The sequence below is a fragment of the Streptomyces sp. NPDC001100 genome, from assembly GCF_053598575.1.
In genome coordinates, this window is the sequence record NZ_JBSFKO010000049.1 from 1 (window position 1) to 20,305 (window position 20,305).

Annotated in this window: 18 protein-coding genes and 1 pseudogene; 13 read left to right on the top strand and 6 right to left on the bottom strand. The window is 70.4% G+C overall.

What is annotated here, in order from left to right; all coding sequences use genetic code 11:
* Positions 1–183: hypothetical protein (locus tag ACWDEW_RS43200; RefSeq protein WP_450520981.1), on the bottom strand; the 183-nt coding region annotated here is incomplete at its 3' end.
* A 240-nt stretch (positions 184–423) separates the two neighbouring features.
* Here ACWDEW_RS43200 and ACWDEW_RS43205 point away from each other — a divergent pair.
* The 6 genes from ACWDEW_RS43205 (at position 424) to ACWDEW_RS43230 (ending at position 10,719) form a co-directional block, all read left to right on the top strand.
* Positions 424–2,019 carry a TIGR02677 family protein gene (locus ACWDEW_RS43205; protein WP_450520983.1) on the top strand — a complete coding sequence of 532 codons (1,596 nt, stop codon included), beginning with the start codon at positions 424–426 and terminating at the stop codon, positions 2,017–2,019.
* Entirely contained in the window at positions 2,016–3,245 is a 1,230-nt protein-coding gene (locus ACWDEW_RS43210; protein WP_450520985.1) for a TIGR02678 family protein, read from the top strand. The genes ACWDEW_RS43205 and ACWDEW_RS43210 overlap by 4 nt, the downstream gene beginning before the upstream one ends.
* On the top strand, positions 3,242–7,399 hold the full coding sequence (locus ACWDEW_RS43215; RefSeq protein WP_450520987.1) for a TIGR02680 family protein: 4,158 nt from the start codon (positions 3,242–3,244) through the stop codon (positions 7,397–7,399). Before ACWDEW_RS43210 ends, ACWDEW_RS43215 begins: the two co-directional genes overlap by 4 nt.
* Positions 7,396–8,652 carry a TIGR02679 family protein gene (locus ACWDEW_RS43220; protein ID WP_450520989.1) on the top strand — a complete coding sequence of 419 codons (1,257 nt, stop codon included), beginning with the start codon at positions 7,396–7,398 and terminating at the stop codon, positions 8,650–8,652. Before ACWDEW_RS43215 ends, ACWDEW_RS43220 begins: the two co-directional genes overlap by 4 nt.
* A 762-nt stretch (positions 8,653–9,414) precedes the next feature.
* A complete protein-coding gene (locus tag ACWDEW_RS43225) occupies positions 9,415–9,975 on the top strand; it encodes a SigE family RNA polymerase sigma factor (protein ID WP_450520991.1) in 561 nt (186 codons plus the stop codon).
* 18 nt (positions 9,976–9,993) lie between these two features.
* Positions 9,994–10,719 carry a hypothetical protein gene (locus tag ACWDEW_RS43230; RefSeq protein WP_450520992.1) on the top strand — a complete coding sequence of 242 codons (726 nt, stop codon included), beginning with the start codon at positions 9,994–9,996 and terminating at the stop codon, positions 10,717–10,719.
* Between the two features lie 717 nt (positions 10,720–11,436).
* Here ACWDEW_RS43230 and ACWDEW_RS43235 read toward each other — a convergent pair.
* On the bottom strand, positions 11,437–12,375 hold the full coding sequence (locus ACWDEW_RS43235; RefSeq protein WP_450520993.1) for a cupin domain-containing protein: 939 nt from the start codon (positions 12,373–12,375) through the stop codon (positions 11,437–11,439).
* Positions 12,376–12,486: 111 nt separating this feature from the next.
* Between ACWDEW_RS43235 and ACWDEW_RS43240 the strand changes: the two genes are divergently transcribed.
* Complete coding sequence (locus ACWDEW_RS43240) at positions 12,487–13,335, top strand: NmrA family NAD(P)-binding protein (RefSeq protein WP_450520995.1); 849 nt, start codon at positions 12,487–12,489, stop codon at positions 13,333–13,335.
* Complete coding sequence (locus ACWDEW_RS43245) at positions 13,332–13,781, top strand: nuclear transport factor 2 family protein (protein ID WP_450520997.1); 450 nt, start codon at positions 13,332–13,334, stop codon at positions 13,779–13,781. Before ACWDEW_RS43240 ends, ACWDEW_RS43245 begins: the two co-directional genes overlap by 4 nt.
* A 1,042-nt stretch (positions 13,782–14,823) precedes the next feature.
* Here the strand turns inward: ACWDEW_RS43245 and ACWDEW_RS43250 are convergent.
* Together ACWDEW_RS43250 and ACWDEW_RS43255 are read right to left on the bottom strand one after the other, a co-directional pair.
* Positions 14,824–15,516, bottom strand: a complete 693-nt coding sequence (locus ACWDEW_RS43250; protein ID WP_450520998.1) for a TetR/AcrR family transcriptional regulator — start codon at positions 15,514–15,516, stop codon at positions 14,824–14,826.
* Between the two features lie 268 nt (positions 15,517–15,784).
* Positions 15,785–16,537, bottom strand: coding sequence for a transposase (locus ACWDEW_RS43255; protein WP_450521000.1), 753 nt, complete (start codon positions 16,535–16,537; stop codon positions 15,785–15,787).
* A gap of 180 nt (positions 16,538–16,717) precedes the next feature.
* On the opposite strand from ACWDEW_RS43255, the gene ACWDEW_RS43260 reads away from it, so the two are divergent.
* The 4 genes and pseudogenes from ACWDEW_RS43260 (at position 16,718) to ACWDEW_RS43275 (ending at position 18,049) form a co-directional block, all read left to right on the top strand.
* A complete protein-coding gene (locus ACWDEW_RS43260; RefSeq protein WP_450521001.1) occupies positions 16,718–17,197 on the top strand; it encodes a hypothetical protein in 480 nt (159 codons plus the stop codon).
* A 91-nt stretch (positions 17,198–17,288) separates the two neighbouring features.
* Positions 17,289–17,426, top strand: a pseudogene (locus tag ACWDEW_RS43265) (ATP-binding protein); the annotation flags it as partial.
* 43 nt (positions 17,427–17,469) lie between these two features.
* Positions 17,470–17,835, top strand: a complete 366-nt coding sequence (locus ACWDEW_RS43270) for a transposase (protein WP_450521064.1) — start codon at positions 17,470–17,472, stop codon at positions 17,833–17,835.
* Positions 17,771–18,049, top strand: a complete 279-nt coding sequence (locus tag ACWDEW_RS43275; RefSeq protein ID WP_450521070.1) for a hypothetical protein — start codon at positions 17,771–17,773, stop codon at positions 18,047–18,049. Before ACWDEW_RS43270 ends, ACWDEW_RS43275 begins: the two co-directional genes overlap by 65 nt.
* A 67-nt stretch (positions 18,050–18,116) precedes the next feature.
* Here ACWDEW_RS43275 and ACWDEW_RS43280 read toward each other — a convergent pair whose 3' ends face one another.
* Complete coding sequence (locus ACWDEW_RS43280) at positions 18,117–19,040, bottom strand: NADP-dependent oxidoreductase (RefSeq protein ID WP_450521002.1); 924 nt, start codon at positions 19,038–19,040, stop codon at positions 18,117–18,119.
* 106 nt (positions 19,041–19,146) lie between these two features.
* Entirely contained in the window at positions 19,147–19,542 is a 396-nt protein-coding gene (locus ACWDEW_RS43285; RefSeq protein ID WP_450521003.1) for a MerR family transcriptional regulator, read from the bottom strand.
* Between the two features lie 49 nt (positions 19,543–19,591).
* On the opposite strand from ACWDEW_RS43285, the gene ACWDEW_RS43290 reads away from it, so the two are divergent.
* Positions 19,592–20,275, top strand: coding sequence for a transposase (locus tag ACWDEW_RS43290; RefSeq protein WP_450521005.1), 684 nt, complete (start codon positions 19,592–19,594; stop codon positions 20,273–20,275).
* Positions 20,276–20,305: the final 30 nt, after the last annotated feature.

Here is a 20,305-nt window from a genome sequence, read left to right on the forward strand (position 1 = left end):
AGATGCATTCAACCCCGGCGTGAACGCCGGGGCTTTCTGCAAGAAACCCGGTAAGGAGTGAGGGTCGTCAACCTCGACCCAGTCGCCTGGGACGACTTCCAGCACCGGCTCGGGATCGACCGCAAGGCAGTGCACGGCATCGACGGCGGACACCGCCTCGTCCGCCGAGCCGACGGCAGGCAAGCCGAGATCCTCTCAGCTCGGTACCGCTGCACCGACCAGGCCGGTTCACGCGAACCGGCCAGTCCTTCTTGCCTCGCCCCTGCAGCGGCACACGCTTGCCGGCCCCCCTGCCGACCGGCGCCGCGGCCGACGAAGTACGGATGACTACGCAGGCGGCGAGAGCCTCTCCGGTGTAACCCTGCGCGATGATCAGGCCACGATTGCCGCAGCGGGGTGTCCGTCGGGGAGAATGCCCGAACGATGACGTCGACGCCTTCCGGAGCGGCACGGGCCGGGTACACGCCCTTCGCTCATCTCACCGTGCCCAATGCAGCCCTCTACCGCCGGGTGATGGGAGCGTTCCTGGCCGCCAAGGAGCGCTTCGCCGTTCACCTGCGGCCCGAGGACGTCGTCGCGGCGCTGCCGCCGGAGCACCGGCCCGCCGACGTGGACACGGTGGTCAAGGCGCTGGACAGCCTTGTCGACTGGGGCAACCTGCGGGCGGATCCGGACACTTCCCGGGTCACCGCGGTCGAGGACTTCTACCGCAAACGCTTCATCTACCAACTCACCCAGGCCGGCGAGGCAGCCGAGCAGGCACTGTCCGCCTACGACGAGGCGCTGGGGCGGCGCGGTGCGCTGCAGGCGGTGGCCCTGCACGACATCGTCACCCAGCTGCGGGCCCTGCTGGTCCTCACCTCCGAGCAGGAGGAAGGCGAGCCGGACCCGGCCAAGACCCATCTGGCGCTGTCCGCTCTGACCAGCCGGTTCGAGGCGCTGGCGGAGAACGCGCGGGCCTTCATGGGTTCCCTGCAGCGCACGATCGACCTGCACGGTGTGGAGGTCGAGGTGTTCCTCGCCTACAAGGACAGCCTGATCCAGTACCTGGAGCGGTTCATCCAGGACCTGATCACGCTGGGCGGGCGGATCGCCCTGCTCATCGGCGAGTTGGAGGAGCAAGGCCGGGTCGGCGTGCTGTTGCGGCTGGCGGCGGCCCGGGAGGCGGCCGACGCCGCCCCGGGCGAGGCCGAGAGCGCAGAGGCGCGCGCGTACGAGCGGTGGGCGGGCAGGTGGTCGGGGCTCGCCGCCTGGTTCGTGTCGGCGGAGGGCCGTGAGTCGCAGGCCCGTCTGCTGCGCGGCCGCGCTCTGGGCGCCATCCCCCAACTGTTGGCAGTCGTACGGCAGTTGAACGAGCGGCGGGCCGGGCGCTCGGACCGCTCGGCGGACTTCCGCACCCTGGCCCGCTGGTTCGCCGAGGCGCCCGACGACGCGGCGCGGCACCGGCTGTGGCGTGCCGCGTTCGGGCTGTATCCCGCACGTCACCTCACCGTCGACGCCGACACCCTCGACCGGCGCGCCGCCCACCCGGTGGCCGCCTCCACCCCGTGGGCCGAGGCCGAGCCCCTGCGGATCAGCCCGCAGCTGCGCCGCACCGGAAGCTACGAGCGGCGCGGCAGGACCCGCCGGGTGCAGGACCGGTCCGAGCAGCGCAAGCGCCTCGCCGAGATCGCCGCCCAGCAGGCCCAGGAGATCACGGCCGCCCGCGCCGGCCTCGCGACGGACGGCACCACGAGGCTGTCCGCACTCGGCGAGCTAGACCCGCTCGCCTTCGGCCTGTTCCTGCAGCTGCTCGGCGATGCCCTGGCCACCTGGCGGCCCGGCATGACAGCCACTGTCGCGACCAGCAACGACGGCACGATGGAGATCCGGCTCACGGCCTTGACGGACGGTACGAGGGCCAGGATCCGCACTCCTGGCGGCACCTTCCGCGGCCCCGACCACCTGGTCGAGATCACCGATCTCACCCGAACCGGTCAGGCGCGCGCCGCCGGCCCTTCTGGCGCGGAGGAGTCATGACCACACCCCTGGGCGAGGTGCTGGACGGCCGGCGCACCGCCGAGTTCCACAAGGCCGCCCGGGCGCTGCTGAAGGAGCCGCTGCTGCTCGCGCACGGCCCGCACGCAGAGGAGTTCCGGCTGGTGCGCCGGCACGCCGGCGACCTGCGCGACTGGTTCGACCGCAACACCGGCTGGCCGCTGCGCGTGGACGCGGACGCGGCGCGGCTGGCCAGGGCACCCGGCACCCTGGCCGATCCCACCCATCCGGCCCGCGAGGCCTCCCGCGCCCGCGCGCCGTTCACCCGCCGCCGCTATGTGCTGCTGTGCCTGGCGCTGGCCGCACTGGAGCGCGGCGAGGCGCAGATCGCGCTCGGCCGGCTCGCCGAGCAGGTGGTCCTGGACGCGGCCGATCCCCATCTGGCCGCCGCCGGGATCGAGTTCACGCTGGAGCGGCGCGAGGAGCGGCTGGATCTGGCGTCGGTGGTACGGCTGCTCATGCACTACGGCGTGCTGCGGCGGGTGGCCGGGGACGAGGACGCCTACGTGAGCGGGGCGGGCGATGTGCTCTACGACGTCCAGCGTCGGGTCCTGGCCGGACTGCTCGCCGCCCGCCGCGGCCCGTCGATGATCACCGCGGACGGTTTCGAGGACCGCCTGTCCGAGCTGACCTCCGAGAGCGCGCTGGACAGCGACGAACTGCGTTTCCGCGCCATCCGTCAACGGTTGACCCGGCGCCTGCTGGACGACCCGGTGCTGTACTACGCCGAGTTGGCCGACGACGAGCTCGCCTATCTCACCCGTCAGCGCGCCTTCATCACCGCCCGGATCACCGAACTGACCGGTCTGGTAGCGGAGGTGCGTGCCGAGGGCATCGCCATGATCGACCCCCTGGACGACCTGACCGACGTACGGATGCCCGAGCAGGGCACCCACGGACACGTCACCCTGTTGCTCGCCGAGTACCTCGCGACCGCCGACGGGGCGGTCAGCCGCGGCGAACTGGAGCGCCGGGTACGCGAGTTGACCACCGAACACGGCGGCTTCTGGTCCAAGAGCGCCAAACAGCCGGGCGCGGAAGCGGAGTTGGTCGACCAGGCCCTGGCCAAGCTGACCTCGCTCGGCCTGGTCACCGTCGCACAAGGCGGCGTCGCCCCGCTGCCGGCGCTGGCCCGGTACGCGGTCGGTGACACCGTCGTACGGGATCCGGGAGTCCCCGCCCCTCGTACCTCTCAGCGAAAGGCGTGACCGCCGTGACCGCCCTGCCCACCCCCGCGCCCGGCCGGTGGCGTCCGCTGCGGATCGGCCTGGTCGATCTCTTCTACTACGACACCGAGGAGTTCTGGTTCCGGGACGGACGGCTGCTGTTGCGTGGCAACAACGGCACCGGCAAGTCCAAGGTCCTCGCCCTCACCCTGCCCTTCCTCCTGGACGGCGACCTGTCCGCGCGCCGCGTGGAGCCCGACGCCGACCCCGGCAAGCGCATGGAGTGGAACCTGCTGCTGGGCGGGCAGCATCCGTACCCCGAGCGGCTCGGCTACACCTGGATCGAGTTCGGCCGCCACGACGAGGCCACCGGACAGGACCGCTTCCTCACCCTGGCCTGCGGATTGAAAGCGGTGGCGGGGCGCGGTATCGCCCGTCACTGGTACGCCGTCACCGACCAGCGGATCGGACCGGAGCTCAGTCTGCTCGACGCCACCGGCACCGCGCTGTCGCGCGACCGGCTCGCGGAGGCTCTCGCCGGGCGCGGCATGGTGTACGACACGGCCACGGCGTACCGCAGGGCGGTGGACGAGGCGCTGTTCGGGCTGGGTGAGCGGCGGTATGCGGCCCTGGTGGACCTGCTCGTCCAGCTGCGCCAGCCCCAGCTGTCGAAGCGGCCCAATGAGACGGCTCTCTCGCGTGCGCTGACCGAGGCGCTGCCGCCCATGGACCAGGCGGTGATCGCCGATGTGGCCGAGGCGTTCCGGTCCTTGGACGAGGAGAAGGAGGAGCTGCGGGCGGCCACCGAGGCCGAGCGCGCCGCCTCCGCCTTCCTGGACCACTACCGCCGTTACGCCCGCGTCGCCACCCGCCGCCGTGCCCGGCTCCCCCGCCACGAGCACGCCCGCTACGAACAGCTGAACCGCGACCTCGTGCAGGCCCAGACCGAGCGGTCGCAGGCCGAGGAGGACAGGGAGCAAATCGCCGTGCGGCTCGCGCAGTTGGAGGAGAGTGCCGCACGGCTGAAGGCGCAGGAGGCCGCGCTGCGCGAGGGCCCCGAGATGCGCAGCGCCCGGGAGTTGGAGCAGGCGGCGGCGGACGCGCGCCGCACCGCCGGGGAGCTTTCCCGCACCGAGGTGGACCGGGAGCAGGCCGCCCAGGCGCACACCCGCGCCCTGGGCCGCCTGGAGAGTGCGGGCAGACGGTTCGCGGCGGCCGAGGAGCAGGTCGCGGACACGCTCGCGCGCGAGCGGGAGGCGGCCTCGGCCGCCCGCCTCGACGGTGGCCTGCGCATCGAGGGCGCGCCGGAGGCCGAACTGCGGCGGGCGGCCGAGGAGTCGGTGGCGCGCAGGCGGCGCACGGTCGACCACGTGGAGGAGATGGCGTTGCGCGCCGAGGAGGCCGCCGCCGAGCGGCGCGTCGCCGCCCGCCGGCTGGACGAGGCGCAGACCGAGGCCGGGCACACCGCCGAGCGGCAGGCCCAGGCGGAGGCCGCCGCAGTCCGGGCGGGCCGGGAGCTGGTCGCCGCCGTACGCGAACACCTGGACGTGTGCGAGGAGTTGACCCCGCAGGACCCGGTGGGTCTGCTGGACGGTCTGCAGGACTGGGTCACGCATCTGCGGGGTCCCTCTCCCGCGCGGGTGCATACCGCCGACGCCCATCGTGCGCGAGCCGCGTACCTGGCCGACCGAGCGGCGGCTCTCGGCCAACGGCTGACGGAGCTGACCACCCGGCGCGCCGAGAGCGAGCGGGAGCTGGCCGACCTGGAGGCGGGCGGCCAGCGCGGTCCCACGGCACCGCACACACGTGCACCCGGCGCGCGTGAAGAGACGCCAGGGGCGCCCCTGTGGCGGTTGGTGGACTTCCACGATCACGTCACCGCCGGTGAACGCGCGGGTCTGGAGGCGGCGTTGGAGGCGTCGGGCATCCTGGATGCCTGGGTGTGTCCGGACGGCACCGTCCTGCACACAGACCTGCATGACGTCCTGCTGTCACCGGGCGCCCCGCTCACCGGGCCGGTGCTCGGCGACGTGCTGCGCCCGGCCGTCGACCACGGCGATCCGCGCGCCGTGGCGGTGGGCGAGCAGACGGTGGCACGCCTTCTGGCTGCCGTGGGGCTCGGCGCCGGTGGCGACACGTGGGTGGCGGCGGACGGCCGTTTCCGCGTCGGAGCGCTGACCGGCAGCTGGTCGAAGCAGGCCGCCGTGTACGTGGGCGAGGGCGCCCGTGAAGAGGCGCGCCGGGCCCGGATCGCCGCTCTGCGCGGCGAACTGGACGCTCTGGCAGGCCAGTTGAACGAGGTGGAGGCCGAGCGGGCAACGGTGGCCCGACGTCGCCGTACTCTGGATGCCGAACTGGCCGCCGTTCCCGACGACGCCGCCCTGCGCCACGCACATGCCCTGGCCTCGGCCGCCGCAGACGCCGCCCACCGGGCCCGCGCCCGCCAGGACGAACGCTCCGCGGAACTGGCCGCGGCGGCCGGGCAAGAGGCCGAGATCGCCACCGAACTCACCGACACGGCAGCAGCCGTGAACCTGCCCGCCGACCGTCCGCAGCTGCTCGTCGTCCGCCAGGCACTGGCCGACTACGCCGCCGTCCTGGCCGCTCTGTGGCCCGCCCTGCGCGAGCGGGCAGATGCCGGACGCACGGTGGTCGACGAGCGCGCGGAAGCCGAGGCTGCGGGCGCGCGGGTTGCGGAACTGGCTCTGCGTGCCGAGGAGTCGGCCCGCCTGGCGGCCGCCGCCGACGAACGGCACACCACCTTGCGTTCCACCGTCGGTGCCGCCGTCGCGGAGCTGGAGCGGCGCCTGGCCGCCACCGCCGAGGCCCTGGTCGCGTGCGACCTCGATCAGCGCCGCTCCCGCGACGAGCACACTGCTGCCGGACGGCGCGTCGGCCATGCGGAGGGCCGTATCGAGCAGTTGGAGAAAGACGTGGACGAGGCCGCCGCCTCCCGCGCCGAGGCGATCGCCGCGCTCCAGCGGTTCGCGGCCACCGGACTGCTGGCCGTGGCGCTGCCCGAGGTGGCCCTGCCCCCACCGGACGGCGGGCCGTGGGCGGCCACCCCGGCCGTCGCGCTCGCCCGTGCCATCGAGGCGCAGCTGTCGGGCCCGTCCGGCACCGACGACTCCGACGGCGCCTGGGAACGCGTCCAGAAACGGCTCAGCGAGGAGTACAAGAAACTCCAGGACGCCCTCTCCCGCGGCGGCCACACCGCCACCGCCCGCATGGTCGAGGACGGCATGGTCGTCGACATCGTCTACCAGGGCCGCCGACGCACCGTGCCCGACCTGGCCGCGGCCCTCTCCGCCGAGGTGACCGAACTGGCGCACATCCTGTCCGCGCACGAACGCGAGATCCTCGAAACCCACCTGCTCACCGAGGTCGCAGGCACCCTGCAAGAGCTGATCGCCGCCGCCGAGCGGCAGGTGCGGGCCATGAACGCCGAACTGCTGGAGCGGCCCACGTCCACCGGCATGAAGCTGCGTCTGGTGTGGCGCTCTTCGCGCAAGGCGCCGACCGGGCTGGCCCAGGCTCGGGAGCGCCTGCGCCAGTCCGCGGACGCCTGGGCGCCCGAGGACCGGGCTGCGGTCGGGGAGTTCCTGCAGGCCGAGATCGCCCGCCGGCAGTCCGACGACGCGGCGGGCAGCTGGCTAGAGGTGCTCACCGCGGCGCTGGACTACCGGTCCTGGCACGAGTTCGGCATCGAGCGCCATCAGCACGGCGCCTGGGTTCCGGCCACCGGCCCCGCCTCCGGCGGCGAACGCGTCCTGGCCGTGTCCGTACCGCTGTTCGCCGCCGCCTCCTCGCACTACGCCACGGCCGCCCCCGACGCCCCGCGCCTGGTGACCCTGGACGAGGCGTTCGCGGGTGTGGACGACGACTCGCGGGCCAAGTGCCTGGGCCTGCTGCACGCCTTCGACCTGGACGTGGTGATGACCAGCGAACGCGAGTGGGCCTGCTACCCCCAGGTCCCCGGCATCGCCATTGCCCAGCTCTCCCGCGTCGACGAGATCGCCGCGGTCCTGGTCACCCGCTGGGAATGGGACGGCACGGATCGCGTACGGGGCAATGAACCGGACCACCGCCTGACGACCCTCCCCATCCAGGCGGCTCCCCCGGCCGCCGGGTTCGACGCGGAGGCACCCGTACCCAGCGACGGCACCGACTCCGGCCGGGACCCGCTGTGGGCATGAACAGGACCGGGCTGCCCGGCTCCTCCGACGAACCCGGCCCGCGCATCGACCTCGACCGCCTCGGCCGGCTGCTCGGCGATCCCGGCCTGGCCTGGCTGATCGAGCGCGTCCGGCGCCGCATGGAGCGGGACGAACCCCTCACCGGCCCGCTCACCCTGACCAGCCCCACCAGCGCCGAACGCGCCGCCGCCGAACGCCTGTTGGGCCGCGCCCCACGCGCCGGACGCTCACTGACCGTGCGCCTGGACGCGGTGGATACCGTGGTGCGGCGCTCCGGCATCAGCCCCGACGGCCTCGCCGCGGCCGTCACCGCCCTCACGGGCCCCGTCACCCGGCTCGCCGACGTACGCGAACAGGAGACGAACGCCTGGCAGGAGGCATACGCCCCGCTGACCGTGCTACCGCCCGAACTGGCCGAGTGGGCCCACCAGTTGCGCAAGGACGGTCTCGTACGCCGTCTCGCCCGCACCCCGCACGCAGCGAAAGTCCTGCTCACCGACGCCACGACGGCCCTACAGCCACTCCCCGCCGACCCGGCGGTGTCCCTGCCCGCCTTCGCCGCCACCGCTCTCGGCGACGCTCACGCGCTCGACGACGGAACACCGCTCGCCACGATCGTCCTCTCCGGCATCCGTGCCCTGACCGGCTTCCCCGACGGCAACGGAGCCGAATGGCGCCGCGAGGCCTGGGCCTCGGCCGGCCTGCTCAGAGACGCCCTCTCCTCCACCGTCCTCACCCTGGGCCTGCGCGGCACCCCCGCTCTCGACTGGATGACCGACGCGGGCGAACCGGCCGTCCTGACACTGCGCCAACTCACCCACAACCCGCCGAGGACGACGCCCGAGGTCGTCTACGTGTGCGAGAACCCGACCGTCGTGGCCACCGCCGCAGACACCCACGGCCCCACCTGCCCGCCCCTGGTCTGCCTCCAGGGCCAGCCCTCGGCCGCCGCCCTCACCCTGCTGCGCCACCTCCACTCCCACGGATCCATGCTCCGCTACCACGGCGACTTCGACTGGGGCGGCCTGCGCATCGCCGACGCGCTACTGCGCCGCGTCCCCTGGCAGCCCTGGCACTACACCGCCGCCGACTACCGCACCGCGGCCGCCACCACACCATTGGCCCCACCCCTGACCGGCACACCGGCCACCGCGGCATGGGATCCCGACCTGACCGCGGCGCTGACCGAACTCGGCGTGCGCATAGAGGAAGAGACGGTCCTGGACGTCCTTCTGGCCGATCTCGAGCCCTGAGGTCGCCGCGCCGGACGACCGTGGCCATCACCGTCAACCGCCCGAGCCTTCCGGGCGGCGCTGGGCTCCTGTTCCGTGCCTTGGAGCGACGCGCTCGTTAAGGCATCGCTACATCACGGCCTCAAAGCTGGTCGTCGACTGCGGGGCCACCCTCCTGGGCGCCTTCGGCTGAGAGGACCACAGCCCGGCCGCCACGCTCTCGGCCATACGCACGAAAGCGTCACGCGTCGCGACCGGGACGTCCTGGCGCCCGGATGGTGTCCGGCCGAGTGGTGTGGGCGGTCAGGGCCCTGGAACGCGCGGGTGTCTGCCCGGGGCGTGCACCCGCTGTCGGTGACTACTCCCTGAACAAGAGGCAGGCCACCGCGTAAGTCTCCCTAGTGAACGGGCACTTCAACCGGAGGAGCACGCGATGGCCTTGTCCCAGTCTGACCTGATCCAGCTGCAGGGCCCGTCCTCGCTGTCAGTCGGCGAGTACCAGGCGCCCAGTCTCCCCCGACTGGAGGCAGACCGCGCGGCCGGGCAGACGCACATCGATCGGAGAAGCCTCCGAAGCCGCAACGGCGATCGCCGGCCGCCCCCGTGCAACCCGCGCGCCCTTCCGGGGGTGTTACTTACGGAAGTTCGCGCTCACCGACCGGGGCGCCGAGCACGACATGAAGGAAACGGGGAAGTCGGGGTGTGCGTATGACCAGCCCTTGTACGCCTGCCGCCTCTGGGCGAGAGGCTGCGAACAGAGCGGACCGGGAAGCCGCCGACAGGATGAGAACGGGCCGGAAGGAGAACCCGCCCGAGGCGGACCTCGATGTGGGGGACTTCGAGACGTACGCGACCGCCCGCTGGTCGTGGATGCTTCGCTTCGCCTATCTGTTGACCTACGGCGACCACCACGAGGCGGAGGATCTCGTCCAGACCACACTCGCCAAGGTGTACCTGCGCTGGGATCACATACGCACCCTCGGAGCACCCGACCGTTACGTCCGGCGCGCGCTGATCAACAACAACACCACGCGACAGCGCAAACGACGGGTCGTCCACTTCCTCACCCCGCACCTGACCGAGCCGGGCACACCTGCCGGCCATGTCAGCGACCACGACAGCTACGACATGCGCACCGAACTCCTCGCCGCTCTCGCCACCCTCCCGCCCCGCCAACGCGCCGTCGTCGTGCTGCGCTACTGGGAGTGCCTGGGAGAGCAGGAGACCGCGGACATCCTCGGTTGCTCGGCCGGCACCGTGAAGAGCCAGGCGAGCCGAGCCCTGAAGAAGCTGCGCGACTGCGCGGTCCTGTCCGACTACGCCGCGACAGCGGCACAAAGCTGAGGGGAAAGGGCCCACACGATGACGACTGACATGTCACCGCAGCCACCGGTACCCGAACTGTGGCAGGCACTCGACGACGCCGCGCACGGCTGCACCCCACCGTCGTTCCCGCACGAACGGATCATGCGGCAAAGCCGGACCATCGCACGACGACGCCGGTGGGCGGCGGCCACCCTTGGCGCGGCCCTGCTGGTGCCCATGGGTATCGAGATCGCGGCCCTGTCCGAGCCGACGGCCTCGCACAGCGTCACCAGTACCGACCCCACACCCGCGCACTCCCCCACCCGGCCCGCGTCGCCGAGCCCCCGAACTCAGGTGCGGATCGTAAGCCCCGGGGAGAAGGTCCAGGCCGGACTCGGCGTCTGGTACCTGCTCAAGCCCAGGGAGTTCTGCGACGCGGCACCCGGTCACACAAAACCCGTCTGTGTGGGCTACCTCGACGTCAACCAACCGGGCGCAGTGCCGATGACCATGAACGTGCACCCGCTCGCCCAAGGAACCGTATACATCCTGGCCTATACCGGTAAGACCCCGGCCGCCAGGATCACCATGGCCCTCAAGGGCCGGATGACCGAACTCCCCATCGTGCGGCTGGACGGCCGACCCGCCTACGTGAGCACCTACGCGGTCGGGCCCCCCGAGAACATCCCGCAGGAACAGAGGAGCGGGCAGCGCGCCAACCGTCCCGTCTTCCGGGCGTACGGCGCCGACGGCAAGGTGCTGGCCGAGATGTCGTCATTCTGAGCAGAGTCCGCCCCGGCCAGACATGCCCGTGTGGCCCCGGGCGGGCCTGGCCGGGGCCACACGGGCGGGCCTCTCACAAATGCCCACCATCCCGGGTTTCTCGCACACCGGTTCGTCCACTGGTGGGGCGGGACGTGCCCGAGCCGAACGGTCCGCGGCACACCCCGTACTCCCTGCACACCCGCTTCCCCCCACTGGGCCATGCATCACCCTCGAGCGGATCCACCGTGCCGTCCAGACACAGGCGGACACGACGCGCGACACCGCCTGGCCGACGCGGTCGACTCCGCCGGCGCGCAGACCCGCAGGCACACCGCCCAAGCCCGCAAAGACGACTCCGCCCCGCGCCGCCCAGATCTCCCACGGTTGTCGGCGGCGTGCCCGGTGTGCCGTCAGGGCCGAGACCGAGCACAAGTCCCAGCAGCGTCGTCGCGAACGCAACATGCCATCACGCTGTTGACGCTCTTTGAAAGTCCCCAACCCCCGCTCAGGCAGGGGACAGACGTGCTCGCGCGATTCCCCCACTGCTGATGCCGGGGCACGGCCGGAAGGCGGCTCTTCGGATACGAGCTCGCGGCGATCGGTCTGCTCAGTGGCGAGCCGTTCCTGCACCACCAGAACCTCCGCGCAGATCAAGCCGTTGATCGGCAGCCAGGACATGGGGCACGGAGTCCAGGAGGCGCGCTGGATGAGACGTTGAAACGGGCATGGCGTTGATCAAGATCCGTGGTGCGTGGTGAGCAGCCGCGTCTGTGCGGTCGCTCGTTCTCTCTGCCGCCAGATGCCGGGCGGTTCTCCGTGGTGGCGGCGGAAGGCGGCGGCGAAAGCGAAGGGGGAACCGTAGCCGACGGCGTCGGCGATCTGGGGCAGGGTGAGATCGTCGGCGCGCAGGTGGTCGCGGGCGATGGTCATGCGCCATTCGGTCAGGTACTGCATCGGGGCCTGACCAAGTGCCTCCCTGAACACCCGCGCGAAGGCGGCCCGGGACAGGCCGCTGATCTCGGCGAGTTCGGGGACCGTCCACGGGTGGGCGGCGTTGTCGTGGATGGCTTGCAGCGCGGGGCCCAGCCGTGGGTCCGCGGCGGCCCGGTACCAGCGTGGTGCGGTCGTGCTGCGGCGGAAGTCGCTGCGGATGGCCAGGACGAGGAGCAGGTCCAGGAGGCGGTCCAGGACGATCTGCTGGGCGAGTTCGTTGCGTACCAGTTCGCGGGACAGCAAGGTGATCACGTCCCGCAAGGGGTCGTCGTCGGCCGCTGAGAGGGTCATGACCTGGGGCAGCGCGTCCAGGAGCCCGCTGCCGACGTCGCCGGAGAACTGGTAGGCGCCGCACAGGAAAACGGTGGCCTGCGGGTTGTCCCCCGGGTGCGTCTGGGCGTGGCGTGCCCGGAACTCCTCCGGCTCCAGGCAGGCGGCGCCCGGCTCATGCCCGATGTAGTGGTCCGGTCCGCCGCGAACCAGCGTGACGCTTCCTGGGATGAGCTCCACAGTGCTGCCGGGGGTGTCCAGCCAGAGGTAGCCGCGGCCGCGGACGACCGTGTGCACCGACAGCTGTATCGAACCGCCCAGCCGCAGGCCCCACGGCGGTTCGGCGACCGTCCGCGCGAACACCGCGCCGGTGGCGCGTGCCCGCACCAAGTGGTCAGTCAGCAGGTCCATGGGGTCAGCGTGCCCAGAACGAACATCCAGGGTCAAGGTGTGAGAGCCTCACGTAAAAGATCGAGCGAATCGCACATGGATTATCTCGCTCCGGGCTTCGAGCATGGAGCCATGAACAACGAAGCACCCATCGCACTCATCCTCGGCGGCACCGGCCGGTCCGGTTCACTGCTGGCCGACGCACTCGCCCAGCGAGGAATCACCCCCCGTACCGCAGCGCGTAGCGGGGCTGACGTCCGGTTCGACTGGGACGACCCGGCCACCCACCAGGCCGCCCTGGACGGCGTCGACCGTCTCTATCTGGTGACACCCACCGCGCGTATCAGCTACGCCGGCCAGGTCAGGGCCTTCCTGGACCTCGCCGAGGCGGCCGGCGTGCGCCATGTCACCTACCTGAGCGTGTACGACGCCGATCAGGCGCCGCCGGAGGTCGACATCGCGGCCGTCGAGGCCGATCTGGCGTCCCGGCAGGGCATCACGCACTCGGTCCTGCGCACGTCGTGGGTGATGCAGAACTTTGCCGACGGCCACCTCCCCATCATCGACGGAGTGATGATGGTCCCGAGCGGCGGCGGAGGGGAGGCGTTCGTCGACGCGGCCGACATCGCGGCGGTCGCGGCCCAGACACTGCTGGACCCCGAGACCCACGCCGGTGCCGTCTACTCGCTCACCGGCCCGCAGGCCCTCACCTTCCAGCAGGTCGCGGACATCCTCGCTTCCGTGAGCGGCCGTCCCGTCGCGTACCACGACCTCGACCAGGAGATGTGGATTGCCGGTGCGCTCGCCGCGGGTGTCCCCGCCGACTACGCGGTGATGATGCGCTGGCTCACCGGCGCCATCATCGCCGGCAACGGTGCCACGCCCACCGGTGACGTCGAGAAAGTCACCGGCCGTCCGGCGACCGGCTTCCGCGCGTTCGCCGAGCGCAGCGCCCACGCCTGGACCTCGGAGGCGAAGTGAGCAAGACCGTTGACGACAACGCTTCCTTCGGGGCGAACAGCCCGTTCTTCCGCATCATCAAGAAGGGGCTGGACGGCCTGGTCGACGGGGAGGACTACTACGCCCTGCTGGCCGAGGACGTGGTCTTCGAGTACGTGATCACCGTGCCGGGCTACCCCCGCCGGGTCGAGGGACGCCAGGGGATCATCGACCTGTACAGCGACTACGGCAACTACATCAAGCTGCACAGCGCGGACAACCTCCGCGTTCACCGGGACCCCGAGACCTCGGTGGTCGTCCTGGAGTACGAAGTCCACGGCACTTCGGCAGTGACGGAACGGCCATACGACAACCGCTTCGTCTCCGTCGTGACCGTCAAAGACCGCAAGGTGACGCACTGGCGCGACTACCTGGACCCCATCGCCGTATTCGACGCACAAGGATGGCCGCAAGACCCCCGCTCGTAACGCCGGCGTACCCGCCGAGACCAGCATCAGTCGAGCGATTGACTTCCTCGCCAGGACGCCCAATGGCTGAGCCCGTCGCACGCCCGCGTCTTCTGTAAGTCGACGCGGGCGTGATGTCTGCCGAGGAGCCTCCTGCTGACGAGCAGCAGCCCTGACGATCTCCACATGGCCGGCTCAGGCCCACTGGCGATCAATAAACGAAGTGAGGAACGAAGAGCGGGACCGGGGATTTTCACGAAGCCTCATCAACGCCCGGAACACGCGACTGGGGCCAGACCCCGGCACCACGGCCAGCGGTACCGGTTGCGGAATCCATCCCACCTCCTGTCGCGGGCAAGCCGCACTCACACAGTGACGACTGCCATGGACAGGTGCGTTGCGGTCAGGAACGAGGCACCCGCGATCACCGTCCCTTCACGGGATGGGCGACACCGATGACGGAATCGCCCACCTGCGCCGCAGCAGCCGCGCACATGATGAACGACCTGGCGGGACCCGACCACGCGAGGGGCGCGACCAAGACCGCCCCCTGGGGTACTCCTCTGGTCGTGAAGATCCGGGTGAGGATCATCAGAGAGTGTCTTCCGGCGGCCGAGTCTGTCCCTCGCGCAGCCGCCTGTCACTGACCCGCTCCGGACCCTGCGGGCCGCATTAGTAAGCACCTGTGCCTGCTGCGGCCCGGACGGACGACCCTGCCGACGGTGGCGCCGTGGCATGCTTCGCATCACCGGACCGAAGTCCAGCGAACGGCTGCGCCACGGTCGGCGCCCAGCAGCAACCGCAGCCATTCCCTCGGAGCGCTCACTAACGCCCGCACCCCGACCTCCGTCAAGCGTGCGTTACCTGCGTGCCCAGGCAGACCGTCCGGCGGTCCAAGCCCGCACCCGACGCAGAGGCCCTCCAGCTGGGCCCGGCGCCGTGCCGCTGCGGGATGCCCCGTCGCTTCCACGAACGCCGACACGGCGACTTCTCCCCTTCCGCATTCCGCCACGGCGCAGCCGCCGCCACTGCCAAGCCCCACTCTCCGGGGAAACGGGGTACTTCAGTCCGCGGACGTCTCCAGCGGTGTCGGCGGGGCCGTCACCCTCTTGGCGAGGAACTCGCGCATGAGGTCCTCAACTTCTTCGAACTCCCGGCCCGGGGCCGCGAAGCCACGGAAGAGGGTTTTGCAGTACTCACGGGAAAGGGACTCCGCATCCCACTCACCGTCGAGTCTGACCCATTGGTAGGTGTGGTTGTGCATGTTGAGGAACTGGAGCGTGGCCAGCCTCGGGTCCAGCTCGCGGAACGAACCATCCTCCATCGCGAGCACGAGAAGCCCCTGCACGATGTCCTCGAACTCCCGGCGCTGGCCCAGCAGCCGGGCCAAGTTGGCGCCGTCCAGGTTGCGGTAGTCATGCTCGTAGACCCAGACGTGATCGAGCCTGGCCAGGATGTTCTCCACCAGTGTCTGCGACAGCATCCGCAGCTTCAGGACCGGGTCGGCTTCCACGTCCGCGATTCGGCGCGCGGAGGCCAGCAGGGGTCTCATGACCCGGTCCTGGATCTCGACAAGAAGGTTCTCCTTCGAGCCGATGTAGTAGTACAAGGCACCCTTCGCCAGTCCGACCACGGTGCCCAGCTCAACAATGCCGGTCGCCGCGTACCCCTTCCGCGCGAACAGCGCCGCCGCCTTATCGATGATGTCCTGTCGCCTGACCTCATAGTCCGGACCGTGTCCTGGTGGTCTCCCCATAACGCGCCACCCTAAGCCGTCCCGCCAACGGCCGCCCCCGCCGACATGATCATGGGCCCAGCCCCTCGAACTCACCAGACACCAGACCCACCGGACCCGACAACGTACATCCCGTGGCCACAAAGGATCAGCCCGACGACAGCCCGTACTCCCCCTCTCCCCAAACTGTCAGACATCAACAGCGCCACAGACCCACTGCCCCGCGCCAGCCTCATCACGACCCTCGCCAAGACGGGCATCACGGTGCGCGCCGCCAGCTGCATCGTCCTTAAGCTGCAAGCCGCAGGTGGGGTGGGGCGCAAGCGGCCCAGGCGGCGGTGAGGATCTTCTGTCCGTCCCGGCCGTACTCCTCGGCCCGGGCGGTCACGGCCGCCTTCCCGCCCGGCAGTTTGCCAATCTCCACCCGGCGCCCGTATCGCTTGGCCCACTCGGGCTCGATCTGCGGCGCCAGCCAGGCGGGGGCGACCTCGGCCAGTTCCTCCAGGGCTGCTCGCAGCGACTCTCCGACCAACTCCAGGCGGCTGAGGGTCCGCACCGCGGCCAGTACATGGGTGGCGTCGGTACGCTGCCGGCCCCCGGCCTTGAGGAGGCCTGCCGCCACCAGGCGCTCCAGCATCAGCTCCAGTAACTGGTCGGCGGCGCCGTCCTGTTCGGCCAGCCGGGCCCTGAACTCGCACAGGACCGAGTGATCGAATCCAGGATCTTCCAGCTCAAGGCCGAGCGCGTATTTCCAGTCGATCCTGGTGCGGACCGCGTCCGCCGCCGCCCGGTCGGACAGGTTCTCCGCGAACTGCAGCACCGACACCAGCGCGAGCTGCCCCGGCGACAGTCCCGGCCTGCCGTCATCCGGATACAGACTGGCGAACTCCTCGTCCGCGAACAGGACATCCAACCGGTCCCGGATGAGCATGGCCGGGGTGCCCTTCGGACACGCCGCCCGCGCCGTTTGCACCGTCCGTACCGGAATTCGCTGGTGATCCTCCGGCCGCAGCGACACCGCGACCACCTCCACCGACGACACCACCCCGCGCACTCCCAGCCAAGCACCGAGCACAGCCAGCCGTCAGCGGCTTACCAACATCACCAGCAGAGTCACGGCATTGGGCCTAGCCCGGGGTGGTCATGTCTACGCTGAAGGCGTGACATTGGTGTGGGTTACGGGCAATTCAGGGACTGGTAAGTCCACGGTCTGCGGGGGGGGTTGCGAGCGCGTGGCTACTTTGCACTCGACGCCGACGAGGACGGGTTCAGTCGCTGGATCGACCGGGCCAAGGGCAAGGTTGTGGTGGATTCTCCGTATCCGGTTCCTGGGGGCTCGCTCGACCGATACGGGTGGGCGATCGTCCGTGAGCGCGTTGAGACCCTCGTCGAGGAGTCTCGTTCCCGAATCGCGTTCTTGTGCGGGTCGGCGGAGAACGAGGCAGACGTCCGCGATCTTTTCGACCTCGTCGTGTGCCTGGTGATCGACGAGGAGACCCTCCGCCACCGGCTCGCGACCCGCACTACGAACGCGTTCGGGCAACATCCCGAAGAGCTCACAGCGGCCCTGAAGTGGAACCCTCGGATGCGAGCGATCTACGAAAGCCGTGGCGCTACGATCATCGATGCATCCAAGCCGGTGACCGAGGTGGTGGGCAGGGTGGTCGACGCAGTTCAGGGGCTGACAGGGTCCACCCGATAAGCAGAAGTAGTACTTCACCGCATCGCTCATCGGCAGCCCAACCGCCACGCCCCCGGACCCGGCGAACCCCTACGGTCACAGCACTAGCGTCAACAAACTCGGCACCTACCTGCGGCCGAGCGTCCTCGTGGTCGACGAGGTGGGCTACCAGCCCCTCGAACATTCCGAGGCCAACCTGGTCTTCCAGGTGATCTCCAAGCGTTACGAGAAGGGCTCGATCATCCTGAGCTTGACTCTGTCGGGGATCTTGGAGTTTCCCGGTGAGCCGATCGATGCTGCTGTCGCGGTGCCCGTTGTCCCTTCGCCCGCGTTCCGGTGAGCAAGGCCCGCCTCTGACTGCGCAGGTTGCGCGGGCGAGCAACCCGGGTGGTACGACGGCGATATGGGTGCGTGACCGGCTCGATGGGCTGTGGCGCGACGAGGACTTCGCCGACTGGTTCGCGCGGGACGAGCGTCCGGGTCTCTCGCCTGCTCAACTGGCCACCGTCTGTGTGCTGCAGTTCCTGCTGGGTCTGTCGGACCGGCAGGTGGCCGAGGCGGTCCGCTGCCGCATCGACTTCACACGCGATGGCCATGGAACTGGACGAGCCCGGCTTGCATCACAGCGTGCTGGCCGACTTCCGCGACCGTCCCGCTGAAGGCGACCGTGCTGACCGCCTCTTCGACCTCGCGCTGGCCCGCCTCAAGGAGGCCGGCCTGGTGCGCGAGCCCACCACGCAGCGCACCGACTCCACCCACGTCCTGGCCGCAGTCCGGGACGTGACCCGCCTGGAGCTGATCACCGAGGCGGTCGGTGTCGGCGTACGCGTGAACGTGCTCAACCCCGTACAGGTGAACGTGCTCAGTTGGTGATGGCTGACCACGGGCTCTCTTCAGTCCGCTATAGATGGTCGACGGCACCGGGCGGCCAGGCCACTTCTCATGCCACCTTGATGACAACCTTGCCCGCGGCGTGGCCGTTCTCGACGGAGGCGAGTGCGGCCAGGGCGTCGGAGAGCGGATGGACCGCAGTGATCACGGGTGTGAGAACTCCGTCGAGGGCCAGCCGGGCGGACCGCTCCAGACTCTCCCGGTCGAGGCGCCGCTCGACGAAACGCCCACCGAGATCGGGCACAGACATATCACCCACGGCGATGACGTTGCGGGGATCCCGGGCCAGCGGAGCGACCGTCCGCAGCGAGGCGCCCCCGACCAGGTCGACGATCCCGTCGAAGCCTTCCGGAACCAGCTCGCGTGCCGCGGCGACGACGTCCCCGGTGGTGTAGTCGATGAACCGCACCCCGATGGCCTCGGCCTGCTCGCGCTTGGCAGTACTCCCGGTGCCGATCACACGCAACTCGCGCCCGATGGCCAGCCGGGAGACGACGAGGCCGACCCCACCCCCGACCCCGTTGACCAGGACCGTGGCACCGGGCGGGAGGCCAAGCTGGTCGAGGACGTCCACCGCGGTCGTCCCGGTCACGGGCAGTGTTGCCGCCACGGTCGCGGACAGGCCCGCCGGGATGCGCGCGGTGTTCGGCGCGGACAGCACCGTCGTCTCGGCATAGGTGCCGCCACCAGTGAGTGCGAAGCCGAAGACCGCGTCACCCACCTCGAGCCCGTCGACGTCCTCGCCCCGGGCGAGAACGGTTCCCGCTGCCTCCATCCCCAGCACAAGGGGAAACGGACGCCCGCCGTCGAGCCCGGGGACCAGACCCGAGCGCAGCATGTGGTCGAGGGGATTCACGCCAGCCACGTCGACCCGGATCAGCACCTCGCCGCGACCGGGGACGGGATCGGGACGATCGAAGAACTCCTGCACCTCGGGCCCGCCATACCTGCCGAAACCCCACGCCTGCCCCATCTTCTGCCGCCTCCCATGTGACCGACCCGGTGATTCCGGGCCCTGCAGCCATCCTCACCTCTCACATCGATGTCAGGGGCAAGCGACTGAGACGCAGGTCACAGGATCAGGCCAACGGTGCCGCCGGCTCCGGCGACGTGGACAGCTCCGCCCGGTGTCGGCTGTTGGCCCTGATCAGCACGTCGAGCGCATCCCGGGTCTCGATCAAGTGCGCGATGTCGGCGTCGATCCGGTCGCGCTCACGCATCATCGCCGTGAACGTCTCCTCGGCGACGCCCAGGTCACCCGGGACGTCCACACACGGCAGCACTGTCGCGATCACCCGGCTGGACATACCCGCGTCGAACAGCTGCCGGATGAGCGAGACGCGCTGGACCGCCGCAGCGGAATAGTGACGCTGCCCGGTATCGGAGCGTGAGCTGGTCAGCAGGCCCTGCTCTTCGTAGTACCGCAATGAGCGCGGACTCACGCCCGTGCGCGTGGACAACTCGCCGATCCGCATTCCTGAGAGCCTACGCTCGCGTGCTCCAGGCGCAGACCGCCGGCGAGTCATGGACACCCACGGACGCCGCCCCAACCGCAGGGTTGTCGTCCCGGTCCCACAACTGAGCACGTTCGTCTGTACGCTCCTGAGCACTTTTCTCAGTACGCCGACAGTCGGCGCCGCGCTGGAAGAAGTCGCCGGGACCTCCCCTCACCTGCTGGACGAGTTGGTCGACGAGGACTGGGGGCGCCGCTACGGCCGGCCGGTCCGCCTGGGCAAGAACCCCACCAAGCCCAAGACCAGGATCCTTGCCACCGAGAACGACGCCGTCCGGCTCCTGGAACACCTCTACCGGCGCGGAGCACAATCTACGTCCGGCCCTCGCATCCGGGCCCTGCGGCAGATCATGACCGTGGGATTTCCCCCACGAGAACTCCGCGACCTGCGACTTCGCGTCCGCACCGAGCAGCAGACGCCCGAGTGGAAGATCCGCTATGCGGTGCGTTCCGGGGTGGAGGGCACGGTCAACGAATTCGCCCACGGACATGGGATGCGGCGTTGCCGCCGCCGAGGACAGGGAAAGGCCCACATCCAGCACGTCCTGACGGCCATCGCCGTCAACATCGAGCGCCTCAGCGGACTGACACCAACCGAAGAAGCCCCCGCACCTCGCCGGCCGACTGCTTTCCAGAACTCCCTCGACGAGCGCGACATGTCCCGGCCGAAGTCCTGGCGAACCCTGGGCACCTGACCTCGACGGCTCCAAGATCCCCGACAGAGT